Annotated in this window: 16 protein-coding genes; 13 read left to right on the top strand and 3 right to left on the bottom strand. The window is 30.7% G+C overall.

Features of this window, described 5'->3' with window-relative positions:
• Positions 1-109: 109 nt before the first annotated feature.
• The 6 genes from B2P65_RS09490 (at position 110) to B2P65_RS09465 (ending at position 6,007) form a co-directional block, all read left to right on the top strand.
• On the top strand, positions 110-715 hold the full coding sequence (locus tag B2P65_RS09490; RefSeq protein WP_346877023.1) for an isoprenylcysteine carboxylmethyltransferase family protein: 606 nt from the start codon (positions 110-112) through the stop codon (positions 713-715).
• A 183-nt stretch (positions 716-898) separates the two neighbouring features.
• Positions 899-1,471 (top strand): DUF3862 domain-containing protein, encoded by a 573-nt coding sequence (locus B2P65_RS09485; RefSeq protein WP_346880048.1) that lies wholly within the window; start codon positions 899-901, stop codon positions 1,469-1,471.
• A gap of 301 nt (positions 1,472-1,772) precedes the next feature.
• Positions 1,773-2,585 carry a CsxC family protein gene (locus B2P65_RS09480; RefSeq protein ID WP_346846432.1) on the top strand — a complete coding sequence of 271 codons (813 nt, stop codon included), beginning with the start codon at positions 1,773-1,775 and terminating at the stop codon, positions 2,583-2,585.
• A gap of 309 nt (positions 2,586-2,894) precedes the next feature.
• Positions 2,895-3,665, top strand: a complete 771-nt coding sequence (locus B2P65_RS09475) for a CsxC family protein (protein ID WP_346846433.1) — start codon at positions 2,895-2,897, stop codon at positions 3,663-3,665.
• A gap of 549 nt (positions 3,666-4,214) precedes the next feature.
• Positions 4,215-4,991: a pseudouridine synthase gene (locus tag B2P65_RS09470; protein WP_346880047.1), complete on the top strand. Its 777-nt coding sequence runs from the start codon at positions 4,215-4,217 to the stop codon at positions 4,989-4,991.
• Positions 4,992-4,993: 2 nt separating this feature from the next.
• Positions 4,994-6,007: a serine hydrolase domain-containing protein gene (locus B2P65_RS09465; RefSeq protein WP_346880111.1), complete on the top strand. Its 1,014-nt coding sequence runs from the start codon at positions 4,994-4,996 to the stop codon at positions 6,005-6,007.
• A gap of 266 nt (positions 6,008-6,273) precedes the next feature.
• Here the strand turns inward: B2P65_RS09465 and B2P65_RS09460 are convergent, their stop codons facing one another.
• Complete coding sequence (locus tag B2P65_RS09460) at positions 6,274-6,621, bottom strand: DUF6483 family protein (RefSeq protein WP_346880046.1); 348 nt, start codon at positions 6,619-6,621, stop codon at positions 6,274-6,276.
• 385 nt (positions 6,622-7,006) lie between these two features.
• Between B2P65_RS09460 and B2P65_RS09455 the strand changes: the two genes are divergently transcribed.
• From B2P65_RS09455 to B2P65_RS09445, 3 genes are all read left to right on the top strand, one after another.
• A complete protein-coding gene (locus B2P65_RS09455; protein ID WP_346879237.1) occupies positions 7,007-7,441 on the top strand; it encodes a GNAT family N-acetyltransferase in 435 nt (144 codons plus the stop codon).
• 387 nt (positions 7,442-7,828) lie between these two features.
• On the top strand, positions 7,829-8,056 hold the full coding sequence (locus B2P65_RS09450) for a hypothetical protein (protein WP_346880045.1): 228 nt from the start codon (positions 7,829-7,831) through the stop codon (positions 8,054-8,056).
• The gene (locus B2P65_RS09445; RefSeq protein WP_346880044.1) at positions 8,053-9,015 is read left to right on the top strand and encodes a GNAT family N-acetyltransferase; all 963 of its coding nucleotides are present in this window, start codon (positions 8,053-8,055) and stop codon (positions 9,013-9,015) included. The genes B2P65_RS09450 and B2P65_RS09445 overlap by 4 nt, the downstream gene beginning before the upstream one ends.
• Positions 9,016-9,259: 244 nt before the next feature.
• Here the strand turns inward: B2P65_RS09445 and B2P65_RS09440 are convergent, their stop codons facing one another.
• Positions 9,260-9,943, bottom strand: a complete 684-nt coding sequence (locus tag B2P65_RS09440; protein WP_346846896.1) for a DNA alkylation repair protein — start codon at positions 9,941-9,943, stop codon at positions 9,260-9,262.
• A 222-nt stretch (positions 9,944-10,165) separates the two neighbouring features.
• Between B2P65_RS09440 and B2P65_RS09435 the strand changes: the two genes are divergently transcribed.
• From B2P65_RS09435 to B2P65_RS09420, 4 genes are all read left to right on the top strand, one after another.
• A complete protein-coding gene (locus tag B2P65_RS09435) occupies positions 10,166-10,936 on the top strand; it encodes a hypothetical protein (RefSeq protein ID WP_346846439.1) in 771 nt (256 codons plus the stop codon).
• A 272-nt stretch (positions 10,937-11,208) separates the two neighbouring features.
• Positions 11,209-11,739 carry a DUF4489 domain-containing protein gene (locus B2P65_RS09430; RefSeq protein ID WP_346880043.1) on the top strand — a complete coding sequence of 177 codons (531 nt, stop codon included), beginning with the start codon at positions 11,209-11,211 and terminating at the stop codon, positions 11,737-11,739.
• A gap of 331 nt (positions 11,740-12,070) precedes the next feature.
• Entirely contained in the window at positions 12,071-13,210 is a 1,140-nt protein-coding gene (locus tag B2P65_RS09425; RefSeq protein WP_346846441.1) for an aminotransferase class V-fold PLP-dependent enzyme, read from the top strand.
• 67 nt (positions 13,211-13,277) lie between these two features.
• Positions 13,278-15,008, top strand: a complete 1,731-nt coding sequence (locus B2P65_RS09420) for an NAD(P)/FAD-dependent oxidoreductase (protein WP_346846442.1) — start codon at positions 13,278-13,280, stop codon at positions 15,006-15,008.
• 236 nt (positions 15,009-15,244) lie between these two features.
• Here the strand turns inward: B2P65_RS09420 and B2P65_RS09415 are convergent, their stop codons facing one another.
• Positions 15,245-15,745, bottom strand: a complete 501-nt coding sequence (locus B2P65_RS09415; protein ID WP_346846443.1) for a DUF4489 domain-containing protein — start codon at positions 15,743-15,745, stop codon at positions 15,245-15,247.
• Positions 15,746-15,785 lie beyond the last annotated feature (40 nt).

The raw sequence follows: 15,785 nt of genomic DNA, 5'->3' as shown, positions 1-15,785 counted from the left end.
AGTCTATTGACACGAATTATAGGTGAGAATATAATATTTACATGAACATATGAATAAGTATTCATATAAATAATATTAGTAAAAAGTAATTTTAAAGGTGGGAATAATTATGGGGTTAATAGAGATAGTTTCATTTGCATTACTATGTATATTTGGTATTTCATATATAGGTAAACTAATAATATTATCAAAGAAAAACAACATTAAAGCTAATGTTTTTGGTAAAGGTACTAAAAGTAAAGAAAGTCTTATTATTGAAAGGTTTCTAAAAGCAATGACTTTTGCAGGGATAGGGATTTGGACTATTAGTGCTTTATTTCCATCATTTACAGAAAAGTGGTTTGTTGGACTTGGTAAAGGCTTTACAGTAAGCATTATTGGAGTAGTCATTACATTAATAGGAGTTTCACTCTTTATATTGGCTATGGTTTTCATGAAAACTTCTTGGAGAGCAGGTATAGATAAATCAACAAAAACATCACTTATAACTTCAGGACTTTATAGATTCAGTAGGAATCCAGCCTTTGTTGGAATGGACTTGATGTTTATTGGAGCTGCAATTACCTATGCAAATCTTATTATCGTAATTGTAGGTTTATTAGTTGTAGTTGGTATACATCTACAAATACTTCAAGAAGAAAATCATATGGAAGAAGTATTTAAAAAGGAATATAGTGAGTATGTAAATAAGACACCAAGATATCTGTTATTTTGAGAAGTATAATGATGTTTTATAACAGAAATAAGGTCAATATTATCAGTTAGCTATATGGAGATTAGAGAAATCTAGTCTCTTTTTTTCATTTATATAAGTTTTACTCATTATATGTAAGTGATTGTAAGAAGACCTATATTATTATACAATTATAAAGGACTTAACTAATAAGGGGGAGAAATGATGAGAAAAATACTATCAATGATTACTGGTGGATTATTAATTTTAGGATTAGTAGGATGTAGCTCTAAAACTGTAGAGACACAAAATGATACAGCAAGTAATTCGCCAGCAGTTACAGAGGAAAAGAAAACAGACACAAAAGTTACCTATGAGAATTTTTTGAAAATAAATATGGGTGCTAAATATGATGAGGTCAAAAATATACTTGGAGATGGAAAAGAAGAAAGTTCATCTGAGGTAGCTGGGATTAAAACCAATCTATATTCTTGGAATGGTTCTGGTATAAGTAATTTGACCATTACCATGCAAAATGATGAAGTTACGGCAAAGGCTCAAGCTGGATTAGAAAGTATGGATGCAAAAATAACATTAGACAAGTATAATCAGGTTAAAGAAGGAATGACATATGATGAAGTTAAAGGTATATTAGGTGAGGGACAAATACTTTCTCAAACAAAAATTATGGATATGGAAGCTATAATCTATGCATGGATAAATAAAGATGGCTCAAACGCTAACTTTACTTTTTCAGATGGAAAACTAGAAATGAAAGCTCAATTTAACTTAAAATAGTATTTAATTTATGATATAAATCTAAAGGTATATGAATTGAAACAAATATAAATAAAAGACTAGGGAAACCTAGTTTTTTATTTATTTTAAGGGTTGAGTTTATGCAAATAAATTTTTAAAGAGGATATTGTTTATTTATTTTAGATACTCTAAAGTTTCTTCAACAGGCTTATGATTGCATTTACTAAATAAAAGAAACTTTTTTATTTATATATGAACAAAAAGTAGAAATTCATATATTATATAGTATAAGGTCTCACTAACTATAGTTTAATTAGATAAAAATGGGGGAAATGTTATTATGAATGACAATAAAATAAATGCAAATAACAATAGATGTGTAGGAAACTCTTGTGCAACAGATTCTTGTGCAACTGTTACTACCCAAGTACAATCACTAACTGAACAACTTCCTGTAACTCCGATTGTTATTGCACCTGGACCTGCATTTGTTAAGATTCCAGTTGTGTTAGCAGAAGTAAATATAACCATTCCGGTTGAAGCTACTATCACACTAGACCAACCAGCTATAGAAATTAAACGAATTAGAAAGAATGTATATTTAACTCAATCCCGTATTATTCCATTTTCTCAAGATGATCAATTTAATACTGGAATACTATTTATAGCAGGTTTTATAAGAAAGAATATCGAGTATGCAACTAAAACTTGTAGGACAGCTGGAACTCCAAATGTTTGTGGAGATATAAGACATTGTACAGTTGAAGTACCTTTTAATTTCACAACAAGAATTGCTTTCCTTAGACCACCAATTTTTATTGAAAATAGCATTCCGAGTGAATTAGAATTTTTTACAGATAAACTTCAAGGTTGCGATGCTTGTTCAGATAGAGTAATTGGACGTAATCCTTGCGATCAGAGCTCCTTCTTTACAGAGTTCTTTAACGAAAAACCTTTTACTGAATTAGTAAGAGCGGATATTGCTGAAGTTGATATTCACACAAATCCAACTATAAATTGCGCAGTTCCTACAGAGCAAGTATTTACTCAACTTACAGAAAAAGTAGTAGTAAATTTAACACTAAAAGTATTACAAGAACAACAGGTAGAAATTACAGCAACAGAAGCAACACAAGCAACATGCAGGAATTAAATTGAAAAATTAATCTTATTTAAATGATATATTGCAGACCTAAAGCTTACTAAGAGAGGTTTTGGGTCTGTTTTTAAGAGAAATATTATCTTTATCAAGCATTACAATACTTAATATAAGCTTCATCGGAAGCATGAGATATCTTTATATCATGAATCCATAGCAATGTTTTTCCTTTGGATGTTTTGATTGGCTTTGCGATTCAATTATAACAGAAAAAAAGGGGGCATTGATATATATAATTTTAAAAAAGAATTAGTGTAAAAAACTTTACACTAACAATTAGATAGATAAGGAGGAAATCTTATAATGAATGATAGCCCAAAAAATACAAGTGATTATGAATGTGTAGCAGATCCTTGTGCAACTATTACGTCTAAAGTACAATCATTAACTAAACAAATCCCTGTAACACCTGTTGTTATTAAATCTGGACCTGTATTTGTTAAGATTCCAGTTGTATTAGCAGAGATAAACATAACAATTCCTGTTGAAGCTACTATCACATTAGACCAACCAGCTATGGAAATTAAACGAATTAAAAAAAATGTATTTTTAACTCAATCTCGTATTATTCCATTTTTTCAAGAGTGTGCACCTGATACTGGAATACTATTTATAGAGGGGTTTATAAGAAAAAATATTGAGTATGCAACCAAAACTTGTAGTATAATTGAAAGTCCAAATGTTTGTGGAGATATAAGATGTTGCACAGTTGAAGTTCCTTTCAATTTTACAACAAGAATTAATTTTATTAGAGAACCGATTTTTATTGAAAATGACATTCAGAGTGAATTAGAATTTTTTACAGATAAACTTCAAGGTTGCAATGCTTGTTCAGATCCCGTAATTGGACATAATCCTTGTGGTCAGAGTTTTTTCTCTACAGAATTCTTTAATGAAAAACCTTTTACTGAATTAGTAAGAGCAGATATTGCTGAGGTTGATATTCATATAAATCCAACTATAAGTTGCATAGTTCCTGCAGAACAAATATTTACTGGATTCACAGAAAAAATAGTAGTGAATTTAACACTAAAAGTCCTACAAGAACAACAGGTAAAAATTGCAGCACTATAATTATTAAATAATATAAATATAAAAGTGTAACATTGCTAAATGAATATAAGTGTAAAAGCTTTTATTACTTGATAATATTAAACAGGCCTAAAATCTACTAAGAGAGGTTTTGGGCCTGTTTTTAAGAATAGATAAATATTCATTAGTTTGTATTGTAATTGAATACCACAATTTAATTCCTATTAAATGGAAGAAAAATGTTTTGATAAGGCATGTTTATTTAAAATAATGGATTAAGACATGATTTATTATTACCTTAGTCCATTTTTATCCGATGACTACCCGCTCTAATACTCCCATCTTCTTCAAAGTGGGAGTAAAGAGCGGTTACGACCCTGGATAACGATTTCTAACCTTCAGAGGGAGTAAAAAACTCCCTCTGAAGGTTAGAAATCTGTTTATGTTTATATTATCTGTATCAAAATACTACCTTATTAATAAATGAACATCTTTACTCATAGATGAAAGTAGTATATATTATTATAGTTACTATTTTACTTAGGATAAGAGAACTAAAATTATTTTACTGATGAAAAGAAGAGGGTAAATATGAGATTAGATAAATTTTTAGCAGGGTCATTCGTTGAGACACGTAAAAAGAGTAGGGATTATATTAAAGAAGGTAAGGTTAAAGTAAATGGGGAAGTGATAACAGAGCCTGCAATGGAAATTAAGGAGAGTACCGATATCATTGAGTATCTTGATAAAGTAGTTGATTATAGAGAAAAGGTGTATTATATGTTTCATAAACCTACAGGATGTATTACTGCAAGAAAGGATGCTGATAATAAAACAGTCTTTGATTTTTTTCATGAGGATAATATAAATGGGATATTTCATGTTGGAAGATTAGATAAAGATACAGAAGGATTATTGCTTTTTACCAACGATGGTGATTTTGATCATCAATTAATGTGTCCGGAAGGGCATGTCGAAAAGAAATATTTCTTTTGGGCATTGGGTTCATTAGATGACGAAGATAGAGATAGATTAGAGAATGGAATTTCCATTGGAGAAGGTGAAGCATTAACAAAGCCTGCTAAAATTGAAGTGGTGAAATGTGGGAACTATGAAGAGTTAGAACAGGAAACTGATATTGGAAAGTTCTATAATATAGAATCAAAACATTATAATCAGCCTATTGTCTGTGGATATCTTACAATTTCTGAGGGACGTAAACATCAAGTTAAGCGTATGTTAAAGGCAGTTGGTTGTTATGTGGTATATTTAAAGAGGATTTCTATTGGGGAGTTAACCTTAGATGAAACCCTTGAAAAAGGCCAGTATCGAATGCTAACAGAAGAGGAAGTTCACAAGTTAGTGTAAAAATTATAATTTTTGGAGATAGATATAAAAAAATAACTATAAGGCAATTGTTAACTCATGTATCAGGTATGCCAGATGAAGAGGATTATGAATGGAATAAGCCTCAATATAATGAAGATGCTTTAGAGAGGTACGTTAGAAGCATTAGTGGAAGAGAACTTATGTGGAAGCCAGGAGAAAAATTTGCCTATAGTAATATTGCTTATGAGATTTTGGGAAATGTTATTGAAAAAGTTTCAGGTATGTCTTTTGAGAAATATATGAAAGAAAATATTCTCAATGTTGTACAAATGAAAGAAAGCAATTTTTTCAAACCTTTAGTTTCAAAGGAGCTACTTACAAGTCCTCATGTCTTAGATATCAAGAATGGCTATGGTGCCACGGTTAGTGAAGTTTTTCCTTATAATCGTGCACATGGTCCAAGCTCTACGTTGTATTCTAATGTAGTTGAAATGTGCAACTACGCTATTGCTAATATGAAGGTCGGAAAATTTAAAGGAAATAAAATATTAGAAGCCCATAGTTATTTAGAACTTTGGAGAAAATATGCCTTAACAGGTTGGGGTGGTTATACTTCGGAAATTGGATTGGCATGGTTTTTGGGAGAATATAAAGAAAATAAAGTGAGATCTCACAGTGGTATGGATACAGGATTTAGAAGCAATTTAATAATATTACCAGAGAGAGGTATTGCAGTTGTTGTTATGATTAATTCAGATTATATTGGAACTAAAGTTTTATGCGAGAGTATTTTAGATATACTTTTAGGAGAAGAAGTTGAATATATAAAAAGATCACTTGCTAGTCATATAGTAAGAACAATGTTTAATAATAATTCTGAAATTGCATTACAGGAGTATTATACAATAAAGGAAAATTCCATTGAAAAATATCTTGTGTATGAGGATGAATTTAACGCTATTGCTTATAACTTGTTGGAGAGAAAAAGAATTAAAGAGGCAATAGATGTGCTCAATTTATCAATAAAAATATTTCCAGGATCAGCTAACCTTTAGGATAGTTTAGTAGAAATGTACTTATGTCAAGGTAATAAGAAGCAAGCTTTAGCGAGTTATAAGAAATCTTTTGAGTTGAATCCTAACAATAAAGAAGCTAAGAAAATAATAGATGAATTAAGTTAAATAGATAAAAAGGGAGAGTAGATAAGTTTGTGTAAACACAAATTTATCTACTCTCATTTTGATTGATGAGAGGGTACGTATGTCCAAAAATTTAGTGTATATTCTCTGATTTTGTAAATCTTATTTAGAAGTTTTGATTATTAACTTCTTTTATATATTCTTTTTACAGTATTTAAACCTTCTAATATTTCTATTTTTGAGAAATTACAACTGATGAGTTTATCTTCAGTCCATTTACTTATTTCTTCATAAAAGAATAGTGCTAGTTCTAAGTTTCTAGGGGATTTATGAGAATTGATAGCTTCAAACAGCATATTTTCAGCTTTATTGATTTCACCTTCAATTATATATTTTCTAATCATTATTTCCAGTAGCTGGTCTTCTGCAATAGTAATATCATCACTGTTTTCATCAATACTACTTTCTATAGCACTTTTCCCTTTAAATATAGAAGCTACTGCTTGTAAGGCTGTTTTTATCATTTTCATACATTTATAAAGTCACTCCTTATTTTAAATTAGTATGGTTAAAGGAATTATATTCTTAAATTTTATACAGTCACTCTAATAATTTATATTAACAGATGTTACTTTATTTTTGTATATATTTATTATATCACAAGAAAAATGTAAGTATTTATATTTGATTGGATCTTTAGTTGTTATTTCAATGTTTAGACGTATTCATAAAAAGTATAATTAGGAGGGGCGTGTTTTGGTATATCTGTAGACAGCAGCTCAATATAAAGGACTACTTGTCTACATAAGTAAAGAAATATTCAAGGGACATTCTGGGGACCGGCTCCATAATTGCTTGTATATATTTGGAACATTGATATGCTTATATTAAGACTATTGAAAGGAAGCGATAAATATGAATGAAATTTTTGATATTTCTTATGATGAGGTTGAAGTTATCAAGAACTTATGGGAAAAAAACAGACAGTATCATGAAAATACTTCAGAATACTTTAAGGAATCCTATAGGTTTATTAGCTTTGAGGAGAGAATCAAAGATTTTGAGAGCCAGACAATAAAAATTACTGTTGCCAAAAGTGATGATGGATATATTGGATATTGTATATCAACGATAATTGATGGAAAAGGAGAAATTGATTCACTTCACGTTGATGCGCATAATAGAGGAAGTGGCATTGGTAAGAAACTTGTAATTAAGCATATGGAGTGGTTGAAAGAAAATAATTGCAAAGTAATTGGGGTAACGGTATCACAAGAGAATGAAACTACCATAGGGTTTTATAAGAAACTTGGATTCTATCCCAATACCTTATATATGCAACAACGTTAATATAGAATAAGGGTGTTACTTTGATTACATCTTTAGTTGTTATTTTGCAATTGACAAAATATTCATAAAAAAGTATAATTATCAAGGTAAACAGTTATTTACTAATAATATTTTATGAAAGGAGATGTTTTTAATGAATACAAGTAAAAGGGTGATTTTAGTATAAAACTTAAAATGGGCTTAAATGTAACTTTAGACATAGTCTATTATTTGTGTTGCATTTTTGCGGGAGTAGTTAACCTTTCATAATACTGCCTATAAAGGATAAGTAACGCGACAGGAAGGTCGTGTTTTTTGTAGCCGTAGATAGTAGCCAAGTACAAAGGGTTGATTGTCTGCGGTATCTTTATGTCCATTTTTAAGGAAAAAATAATGTGGAGGCTATATATGAATAGAAAATATACAGATGCGGAACTTAAAAGAGCACTAGACATGGTAGAAGAGGGGTACTCTTTCTCAGAGGCCGCAGTGGCAAATAATCTTAATAAAAGTATTGTAGCAAGAGAGATGAGAAAGAGAAAAAATGAAAAAGCTGGACAGCATATAGATGATTATAGAAGGAAGTTTCAAAATGATATAAACAATACCAAAATAGAAAAGGAGATAAAAAAATGATTAGAGAGATAGAAGTAACCAATATGGAAGACTCAGATATAAATAAGGCGAAAAAGATATGGGTTAGACAATTTGAACTATATTGTGATAATAGTGAATTTCCATTACATTGGAAACAAGATACAGAATTATTAGAAAAGTTTCTTGTTGAAAGAATTAAAAATCAAAGTGCAGTTGTAGCAAAGTTAGACAACAGGGTAGTTGGATTCTTGGCATATGATGAATTTCCTTTCAATGGAGAGAATACAGTGTTTTGTCCAGCAATAGGACATTCTGCTATTGAAGAATACAAAGAAAGTGTATATTTAAAATTATATAAAAGTATATCACAGGAATGGATTAATAAAAATATTTTTAATCATATGTGGACAATATTTTTTAATGATATAAATTTAAAAAACATATTGTTTGATTTAGGATATGGGTCATATTTGATAGATGCATTTAATGATTGTAATATTGAGTCTGGTGAAAAATCTATGTGTGATATTAGAAAAGCTACCATGGAAAATGCTAATGTTTTATATGAGCTTGTAGAAGAATCCAATGAATATTATGCGTCTGCACCATTATTTCTTAAGAGAGACAGGTTTACTAAAGAAGAGATTGAAGAAATAATATTAAAAAGAAATGTGTTTATTGCATGGCACGAAGATATTCCGGTGGGATTTATTAATTTAAGTATTGCTGATAACAATAACTTTATAGATATGTCTATAAAAAAATGTGGTTTAATCGACGAAATTGGTGCTTATATAAAATTAGAATATAGAAATAAAAAAATAGGTATTGAGCTATTGAAAATCGTCAATGATTATTGCAAAGATTTTAATGTACCATATATTCATGTTGATTTTGAAACAGCAAATCTATATGGTAATAAGTTTTGGAAAAAGTATTTTACACCAATGTTATTATCTATGAGAAGACCAATTAATAAAGATATAAATGATAGATAAATTTTAAATGTGCACAATCAGAGGAACGCATCACAGAAACCCTTAACATGAAGAAGTTGTTTAAAAGTGCCCTGTAGCAGTTTATGAACTGTTAGAGGGCACTTTTTTGATTTATCCGATGACTACCAGCTCTAATTTTCCCATCTTCTTCAAAGTGGGGGAGTAAAGAGCTGCTACGTCCCTGGATAACGATTTCTAAAGCTTCAGAGGGAGTAAAAACTCCCTCTGAAGCAAAGAACTCTGTTTATTTTCGTTTCATATTTCTCATTACGCATTTAGTATCCTTATCTATTTGTAATGATTCAGTAATTTTTTGTAAAGCTTTGTTATAGGTCATATCATCCAAAGTATTATTTTTAAGAAATTTTATTGTTTTCTCTGGAAATTTTATATAACAGATAGATATGGCCCAAGCCACTGACATTTTAACATAATAACCCGAATGTTTAATGCCATCCAATAGCTTTAATATTTCATCAATATGATTATCATCTATATAATAGAAAAGAAGCATGACTACTCCAAAACGTATATGATACTCATGGGTATCTAGAATATAGGGCATCAAGTATTCCCACATTTCCTTTGGATATTGTTTAGGAAGTTTTAATCCACTACAAAAGCTATCGCATACGGACCAATTATCAATTTTACTAACAAAGCTTGTGATGTATGGCAATATATCAGAAAGCTCAGATTTTACATAACCAATGGTCATCCCTTGAAGCATAATCTCTTCAAAACTGTCATCTGATGCATTTTGCAAATAGCCTTGCCAATCATCTTTTGCAAGTTTTTTAGCAATTTTTCGAAGTTCAGGTAAACGAACACCTAGGATGTTGTGAATACCAGGTAATAAGCCACTAGAAAATTTTTGATATTTAGGCTCTGCTAATATAGAAAGTTTTTCTTTAATTACATTATTTATTTCCATTTTTATTCTCCTTAGTTTTATAATTATATTTTATCATAGAGATTCCATATTATAATCTAAATAATAATATTTTTTTATAAGTCATTATTAATTTAGGTTATTTATGTAATATAATATACGGTTTAATCATCACCAATTTTCTATTCTAGCATATGATGTATTGAAAGTATAAAATAGATTAAATTTTATTACAGTTTTTCAAAAGGAGGAGAATTTATGTCCATTAACTTTAAGAAATTCATACCACGTCCAGGTCTTGTAAATAAGCAAGGACGTTTACCTGATCCTTCAGAGTTAGTTTGTATTGAAGTACCAAAGATTTTTGATCAATGCTTAATTAAAAGATGCCTTGTATATGGTGAAGGTCCTGACACGAATACAACAGATTGTGAATTAAGAAGCGATCCACTTATTGATCCTAAGAGATATATTGGAAGTAGAGACTTCAATGTAACACTGATATCTGTAGATAAGATACCAGTTAAAGGTAAGCGGGGATTCAAAAAAATAGTTCTAAATTATATGATTTCTTTCTATGCTGATTATATTGATTGCAATGGTATTACTAAAAGTGAATTATATGAAATTAACAGAACTGATGTAATTGGGAAGTTCTACTGTCCTGATTCAATAGCTCAAATTTCAGCTAGTTTTGTACCTGTTCAACAAGCACAAGATTTAGATTCTAATATTATAAAACTTGAAATGGTTGCTGAAGCTCTTGATGGTGAGTTACTACAAGATCCAAATGGAGATGATGTTCTAGATATTACTTTGGGTTATTACATTGTTGTAAAATGTGAGCTTATTGTACAATTACTCATACCGGCTTATGACTACTGTCCAGTTCCAAAAGAATTATGTGAAGAAGAGCCTGAAGACCCATGTGAAAGATTTGATAGAGCTCCAGTTCCTAAGTTCTATCCAGAGCAAAACTTAGACCCATTATTCCCAGACTGTGACGATAATGATGAAGAGTACGATTAGTAAAAATTATAGAGTTTATTATAATAAAAAGAATACTTAAGGTTTTTACAGGTAAATGAGGAATGTAACTTAACTAAAATCAGTAGTTATGAAAGGTAATGATAGTTTTAAGTGTATTGCTATATTTTTTAATAAATTTCTATCTATCATCACCTTTTTCCTAATAAACTCATATATTATAATAAAAACACTTAATAAATAGGATAATACACTAAATTACTCATACAATTGATTTTATTAAAATTTATTTAATTAAAAGGAGGATTCTATTTATGAATTCAATGTCAAAAGATTGTTATAATCCTTGCAAACATGATCCTTGCAAGCATGACCCTTGCAAAAAGGAGATTAAAAAGGACAAACATTGCGCAACTATTATAAAATGTGGTACTCCTAGCGCAACCACAATCCCTGTAGCTACTGTAGCAGGCACAACATTTACTGTTAGCTCTGTTACTTTAGATAATTCTTGCTTGTGTAACCCAACAACTAAGTTAGAATTCGCAAGTAATCTTGTTGCTCCAGTTGCTTTTACAGGAACACTAAACTTTCAAGTATTTAAACTTTGTAAAGGTCAGATTACGCCAGTTCCTGTTGGACCTTCATGGACATTTGATTTAGTAGCACTACTTTCATCACAAACATTCTCATTCTTCGTTTGTGACTGTGATTCTTGCTTTGATGACTGCTGTACCTATACTGTAGTTGCAACGGTTACTAGTGCAGTTACTGTTGGTACTCTTAATATTAACAACGCAACACTTGGAGCAATATCAACATGTGGTAGAAATAATTGTTGCTAAAGATTAGTCATATATAAATCGATTAGTTTAGATAATTTTGATATATAAATAATTAAATTACTGATATTAATATTAACAAAGTCTCGGAGTGTGAATTTTCCATGCCGGGATTTTGTTATGTTTATATATAGGTTAGCGAATAATTGATATATTTCATTATTAGAAATAATTATATTCTTTATATTTTCATGAGCAATCACGAAACTTTAACCGTTTGAATATAATATATAATAAGCAAGAGCTTTATGACTTTAGATTTCATCATAGGTATTTCTTACTTTAATGATAAGTCATATATTTATTTGAATTGTGATTAGAAAAGGAGGTTTATATGATTTATTTGGATAATGCAGCTACGTCCTTTCCAAAACCACCAGTAGTTTATGAAGAAATGCTAAATTGCATGAAAAATTACTGTGCTAATCCAGGACGAGGCTCTCATGATATGTCAGTGAAATCAGCTTTGAAAATCATGGAAACAAGGGTAGGTATATGTGAATTATTTAATATACCTAGTCCTTTAAATTTGATTTTTACCAGTAATGCTACAGAAGCCCTAAATATATCAATTAAAGGAGCTTTAAAAAGAGGGGATCATGTTATTAGTACAGTAATTGAACACAATTCTGTTTTAAGGCCACTTCATTCATTAAATGAAGGTGGAGTTGAAATCACTCTGGTGGGTGTAGATAAAGCAGGTTATGTAAATTTTAAGGATATTAAAAAGGAGATCAAGGGAAGCACTAAAATGATCATTATCAATCATTCTTCTAATGTACTAGGTACTATTCAGGATATCGAAAGTATCGGAAGGCTTTCAAAGGAAAATGGGATTATATTTATGGTAGATGCATCTCAAAGTGCGGGAGTGATTCCCATTGATGTAGAAAATAATCATATTGACCTATTAGCTTTTCCGGGACATAAAGGATTATTGGGGCCTCAAGGAACAGGGGGATTATTTATAAGAGATGGTATTAAACTAAGGAATTTTAAGGAAGGTGGAACAGGAAGTAACTCACACTTTATGGTCCAACCAGACTTTATTCCGGATCAATTTGAAAGTGGAACACTAAATACACCAGGCATTGCTGGGTTATGTGAAGGTATAAAATTTATTAAGAGAATTGGAATAGATAATATACGAAAATGTGAAGAAGAATTAACAGGGTATTTGTTAGAAGAGATAAAAAAACTTTCTTATGTAAAAATCTATGGAAGTGATTCTAAAAAACAAAGAAGTGCAGTAATTTCTTTAAATATAGATGGAATTGACGCTTCGATTGTCGGTGAACAATTAAATGAAAACGAAATTGCTTTACGGACAGGCTACCATTGTGCACCTTTAATACATGGCGTAATTGGTACAGAGTATGCTGGTACGGTGAGAGTGAGTCCGGGATATTTTAATACTTTTGAGGATATAGAAAAATTAGTAGAAGCAATTAAGATGATTTATAAATTAAAATAATGTGAAATGGAAGATACAGTACATATATAATTATATATGTAATAAAAAACATTAGGATGTGAAAGTTATGAATGCTTGTAATAATTCAAACTCTCTTTATCAAATAGACAATCCTTCTGATTGTGAAAGATACACGATGCTTGAATATATACTAAAGATGCAGAATAGATTAGATGATCTAAATAATATAATTGATTTAATGAGTCCACCTAAAGATATAACAAACATTTGTCCAACAGGGTATGCTAAAGATATTAAGGTAGCGATAATTGGTGCGGGAGAGGCAGGGCTAGCTGCAGCCTTTGAACTCAGAAAGATAGGATGCAACATTACTTTATTTGAAGCAAGTCAGAGAATTGGGGGTAGGGTATACACATATTATTTTGATAGAAATAAAAGATATTATGGTGAATTAGGACCAATGAGTATACCAGTATCTCATGAGACTACCTGGCATTATATCAATCTTTTTAAGCTTAACACAAGCCCATTTGTAAATAATAACACTAATGCTCTGTTTTATGTAAGAGGTGAAAAGGCTGTGAACGATCCTAAAGGGAAATATATATCAAGGAATATATATCCTAGATTTCACTTAACAGACAGTGATAGAAGCAAAGTTCGTTCGCAACTTTATAGAAAATTTTATCAAAAATATCTAGATTCTCTTACATCAGAAGCAAGAAAGGAGTTAGTTGAAACTAAACCCGAATACTTAAAGAGTATAGAGGACATAGATAAACTAAGTTATAGAAGAGCCTATGAAAATGCAGAGTTTAGTGAAGATGCGATATCAATGTTAGGCTATTTAGATGGTAGTCAGCAGTTTTTTAAGCTAAGTCTCACTGAAATCCTACAGCAATATTATACTGCTGATTCTGAGTGCACTTACCGTATTAACGATGGCATGATTAACTTACCGCTTTCGATATATGGAGCACTTTGTGATAATATAGAAATAGAAGATGTATATAAAGGTATAGATAAAGATAAATTAGGTCATGTAGATATAAAAATGGGCTCTCCAGTTGATGGCATATATAGTTCATCTTCAGGTGATAAAATTCTTCTTAAATATACAGAGTGTGGAACAAGTAAAGAGAATTTAGAGGAATATGATTATGTTATATGTGCCGTGCCTTTTCCAAGCTTGAGGAGGGTTGAGATTAATCCTCTTTTTACGGTGACAAAGATGCAGGCAATAAATGAAATGAACTATGAAACAGCGCAAAAGGTATATTTATATATTAAGGAAAGGTTTTGGGAGATGGGGAATGCATCCAAAAAAATAGTAGGCGGAAGATCTTTTACTGACCTCCCACTAACTTCAGTTTACTATCCATCAGATCATGCGAAACCAGTATCGAATAAATATGGGAAATGGACGCTAAAGCCTGATGCAAGTCCAGAAGAACCAGGTGCATTGCTTGCTAGTTACAGCTGGTGTCATGAAGCGGTGAGATTAGGCAATGAAAACCCTGAGTTGCAAGTTAACGACGTTATAAGATATCTAGAAAAAATGCATGAACTTCCTCCTCATTATATTAATGAGAATTTTATTGACTATAAGTCATTAATTTGGTCTGATGTACAGTATATATGGGGAGCAGGAGCACTATCTAAGCCCCAGGAAAAAACACTGTTTTCCTATGCTGTAACTATTCCAGAAATGGGGAATAGAGTATTTTTTGCAGGAGAGCATATATCACAAAAACATGCATCACAACAAGGAGCCTTACAGAGTGGAATGATTTCAGCAAATGAAGTAGCAAAGCAAATAATAGCTAGTAAAGAGTAGACGGAAGTTTAAAGGTATAAATGCAATGGCCTACATCAACTAGATGTAGGTCATTTTGTAATTCTATGCCCAAGAGGTTTTGATTTCCAATGTTAGATGGAATAGAGGGAGTATTTGCTATCATGGCTATCTTCTTCCACAATAAAACCGCTTGCAATAAAAAAGTTAAGGACAATAATTAAATGTCCTTAACTTTAAATTAGCTAAACCAAATTATTTTCATATATGCCTAACTTTTAGCAACAGTTATTTCTACCGCATGTTGATATTGCTCCAAGTGTTGCATTGTTGATATTAAGAGTACCAACAGTAACTGCACTAGTAACAGTTGCAACTACAGTATAGGTACAGCAATCATCAAAGCAAGAATCACAATCACAAACAAAGAATGAGAATGTTTCTGATGCAAGTAGTGCAACTAAATCAAATGTCCATGCAGGACCAACAGGAACAGGGGTAAATTGACCTCTACATAGTTTAAATACTTGAAAGTTTATAGTTCCTGTAAAAGCAACTGGAGCAACAAGATTACTTGCAAATTCTAGCTTAGTTGTTGGGTTACATAAGCAAGAATTATCTAAAGTAACAGAACTAACGGTAAAAGTTGTACCTGCTACAGTAGCTGCAGGTACTGTAGTAGAACTAGGGGTACCACATTTTATAATAGTTGGACAATGTTTGTCCTCTTTAATTTCTTTTCTGCAAGGATCATAATAACCTTTTGACATTGAATTCATAGATAGAATCCTCCCTCTAATTATATAAATTTTAATAAAA

This window comes from Clostridium sp. UBA3061 (assembly GCF_002367465.1).
GTDB lineage: Bacteria > Bacillota > Clostridia > Clostridiales > Clostridiaceae > Clostridium_J > Clostridium_J sulfidigenes.
Note: the sequence above shows the minus strand (reverse complement) of the source record. Positions and strands in the feature narration are given on the sequence as shown.

What these genes read in the sequence shown, in the direction of transcription:
- B2P65_RS09490 (WP_346877023.1), top strand. Translation starts at nt 110, where the DNA reads ATGGGGTTAATAGAGATAGTTTCATTTGCATTACTATGTATATTTGGT.
- B2P65_RS09455 (WP_346879237.1), top strand. Translation starts at nt 7,007, where the DNA reads ATGAATGAAATTTTTGATATTTCTTATGATGAGGTTGAAGTTATCAAG.
- B2P65_RS09480 (WP_346846432.1), top strand. Translation starts at nt 1,773, where the DNA reads ATGAATGACAATAAAATAAATGCAAATAACAATAGATGTGTAGGAAAC.
- B2P65_RS09435 (WP_346846439.1), top strand. Translation starts at nt 10,166, where the DNA reads ATGTCCATTAACTTTAAGAAATTCATACCACGTCCAGGTCTTGTAAAT.
- B2P65_RS09460 (WP_346880046.1), bottom strand. Translation starts at nt 6,621, where the DNA reads ATGAAAATGATAAAAACAGCCTTACAAGCAGTAGCTTCTATATTTAAA.
- B2P65_RS09430 (WP_346880043.1), top strand. Translation starts at nt 11,209, where the DNA reads ATGAATTCAATGTCAAAAGATTGTTATAATCCTTGCAAACATGATCCT.
- B2P65_RS09425 (WP_346846441.1), top strand. Translation starts at nt 12,071, where the DNA reads ATGATTTATTTGGATAATGCAGCTACGTCCTTTCCAAAACCACCAGTA.
- B2P65_RS09420 (WP_346846442.1), top strand. Translation starts at nt 13,278, where the DNA reads ATGAATGCTTGTAATAATTCAAACTCTCTTTATCAAATAGACAATCCT.
- B2P65_RS09475 (WP_346846433.1), top strand. Translation starts at nt 2,895, where the DNA reads ATGAATGATAGCCCAAAAAATACAAGTGATTATGAATGTGTAGCAGAT.
- B2P65_RS09415 (WP_346846443.1), bottom strand. Translation starts at nt 15,745, where the DNA reads ATGAATTCAATGTCAAAAGGTTATTATGATCCTTGCAGAAAAGAAATT.
- B2P65_RS09485 (WP_346880048.1), top strand. Translation starts at nt 899, where the DNA reads ATGAGAAAAATACTATCAATGATTACTGGTGGATTATTAATTTTAGGA.
- B2P65_RS09450 (WP_346880045.1), top strand. Translation starts at nt 7,829, where the DNA reads ATGAATAGAAAATATACAGATGCGGAACTTAAAAGAGCACTAGACATG.
- B2P65_RS09470 (WP_346880047.1), top strand. Translation starts at nt 4,215, where the DNA reads ATGAGATTAGATAAATTTTTAGCAGGGTCATTCGTTGAGACACGTAAA.
- B2P65_RS09445 (WP_346880044.1), top strand. Translation starts at nt 8,053, where the DNA reads ATGATTAGAGAGATAGAAGTAACCAATATGGAAGACTCAGATATAAAT.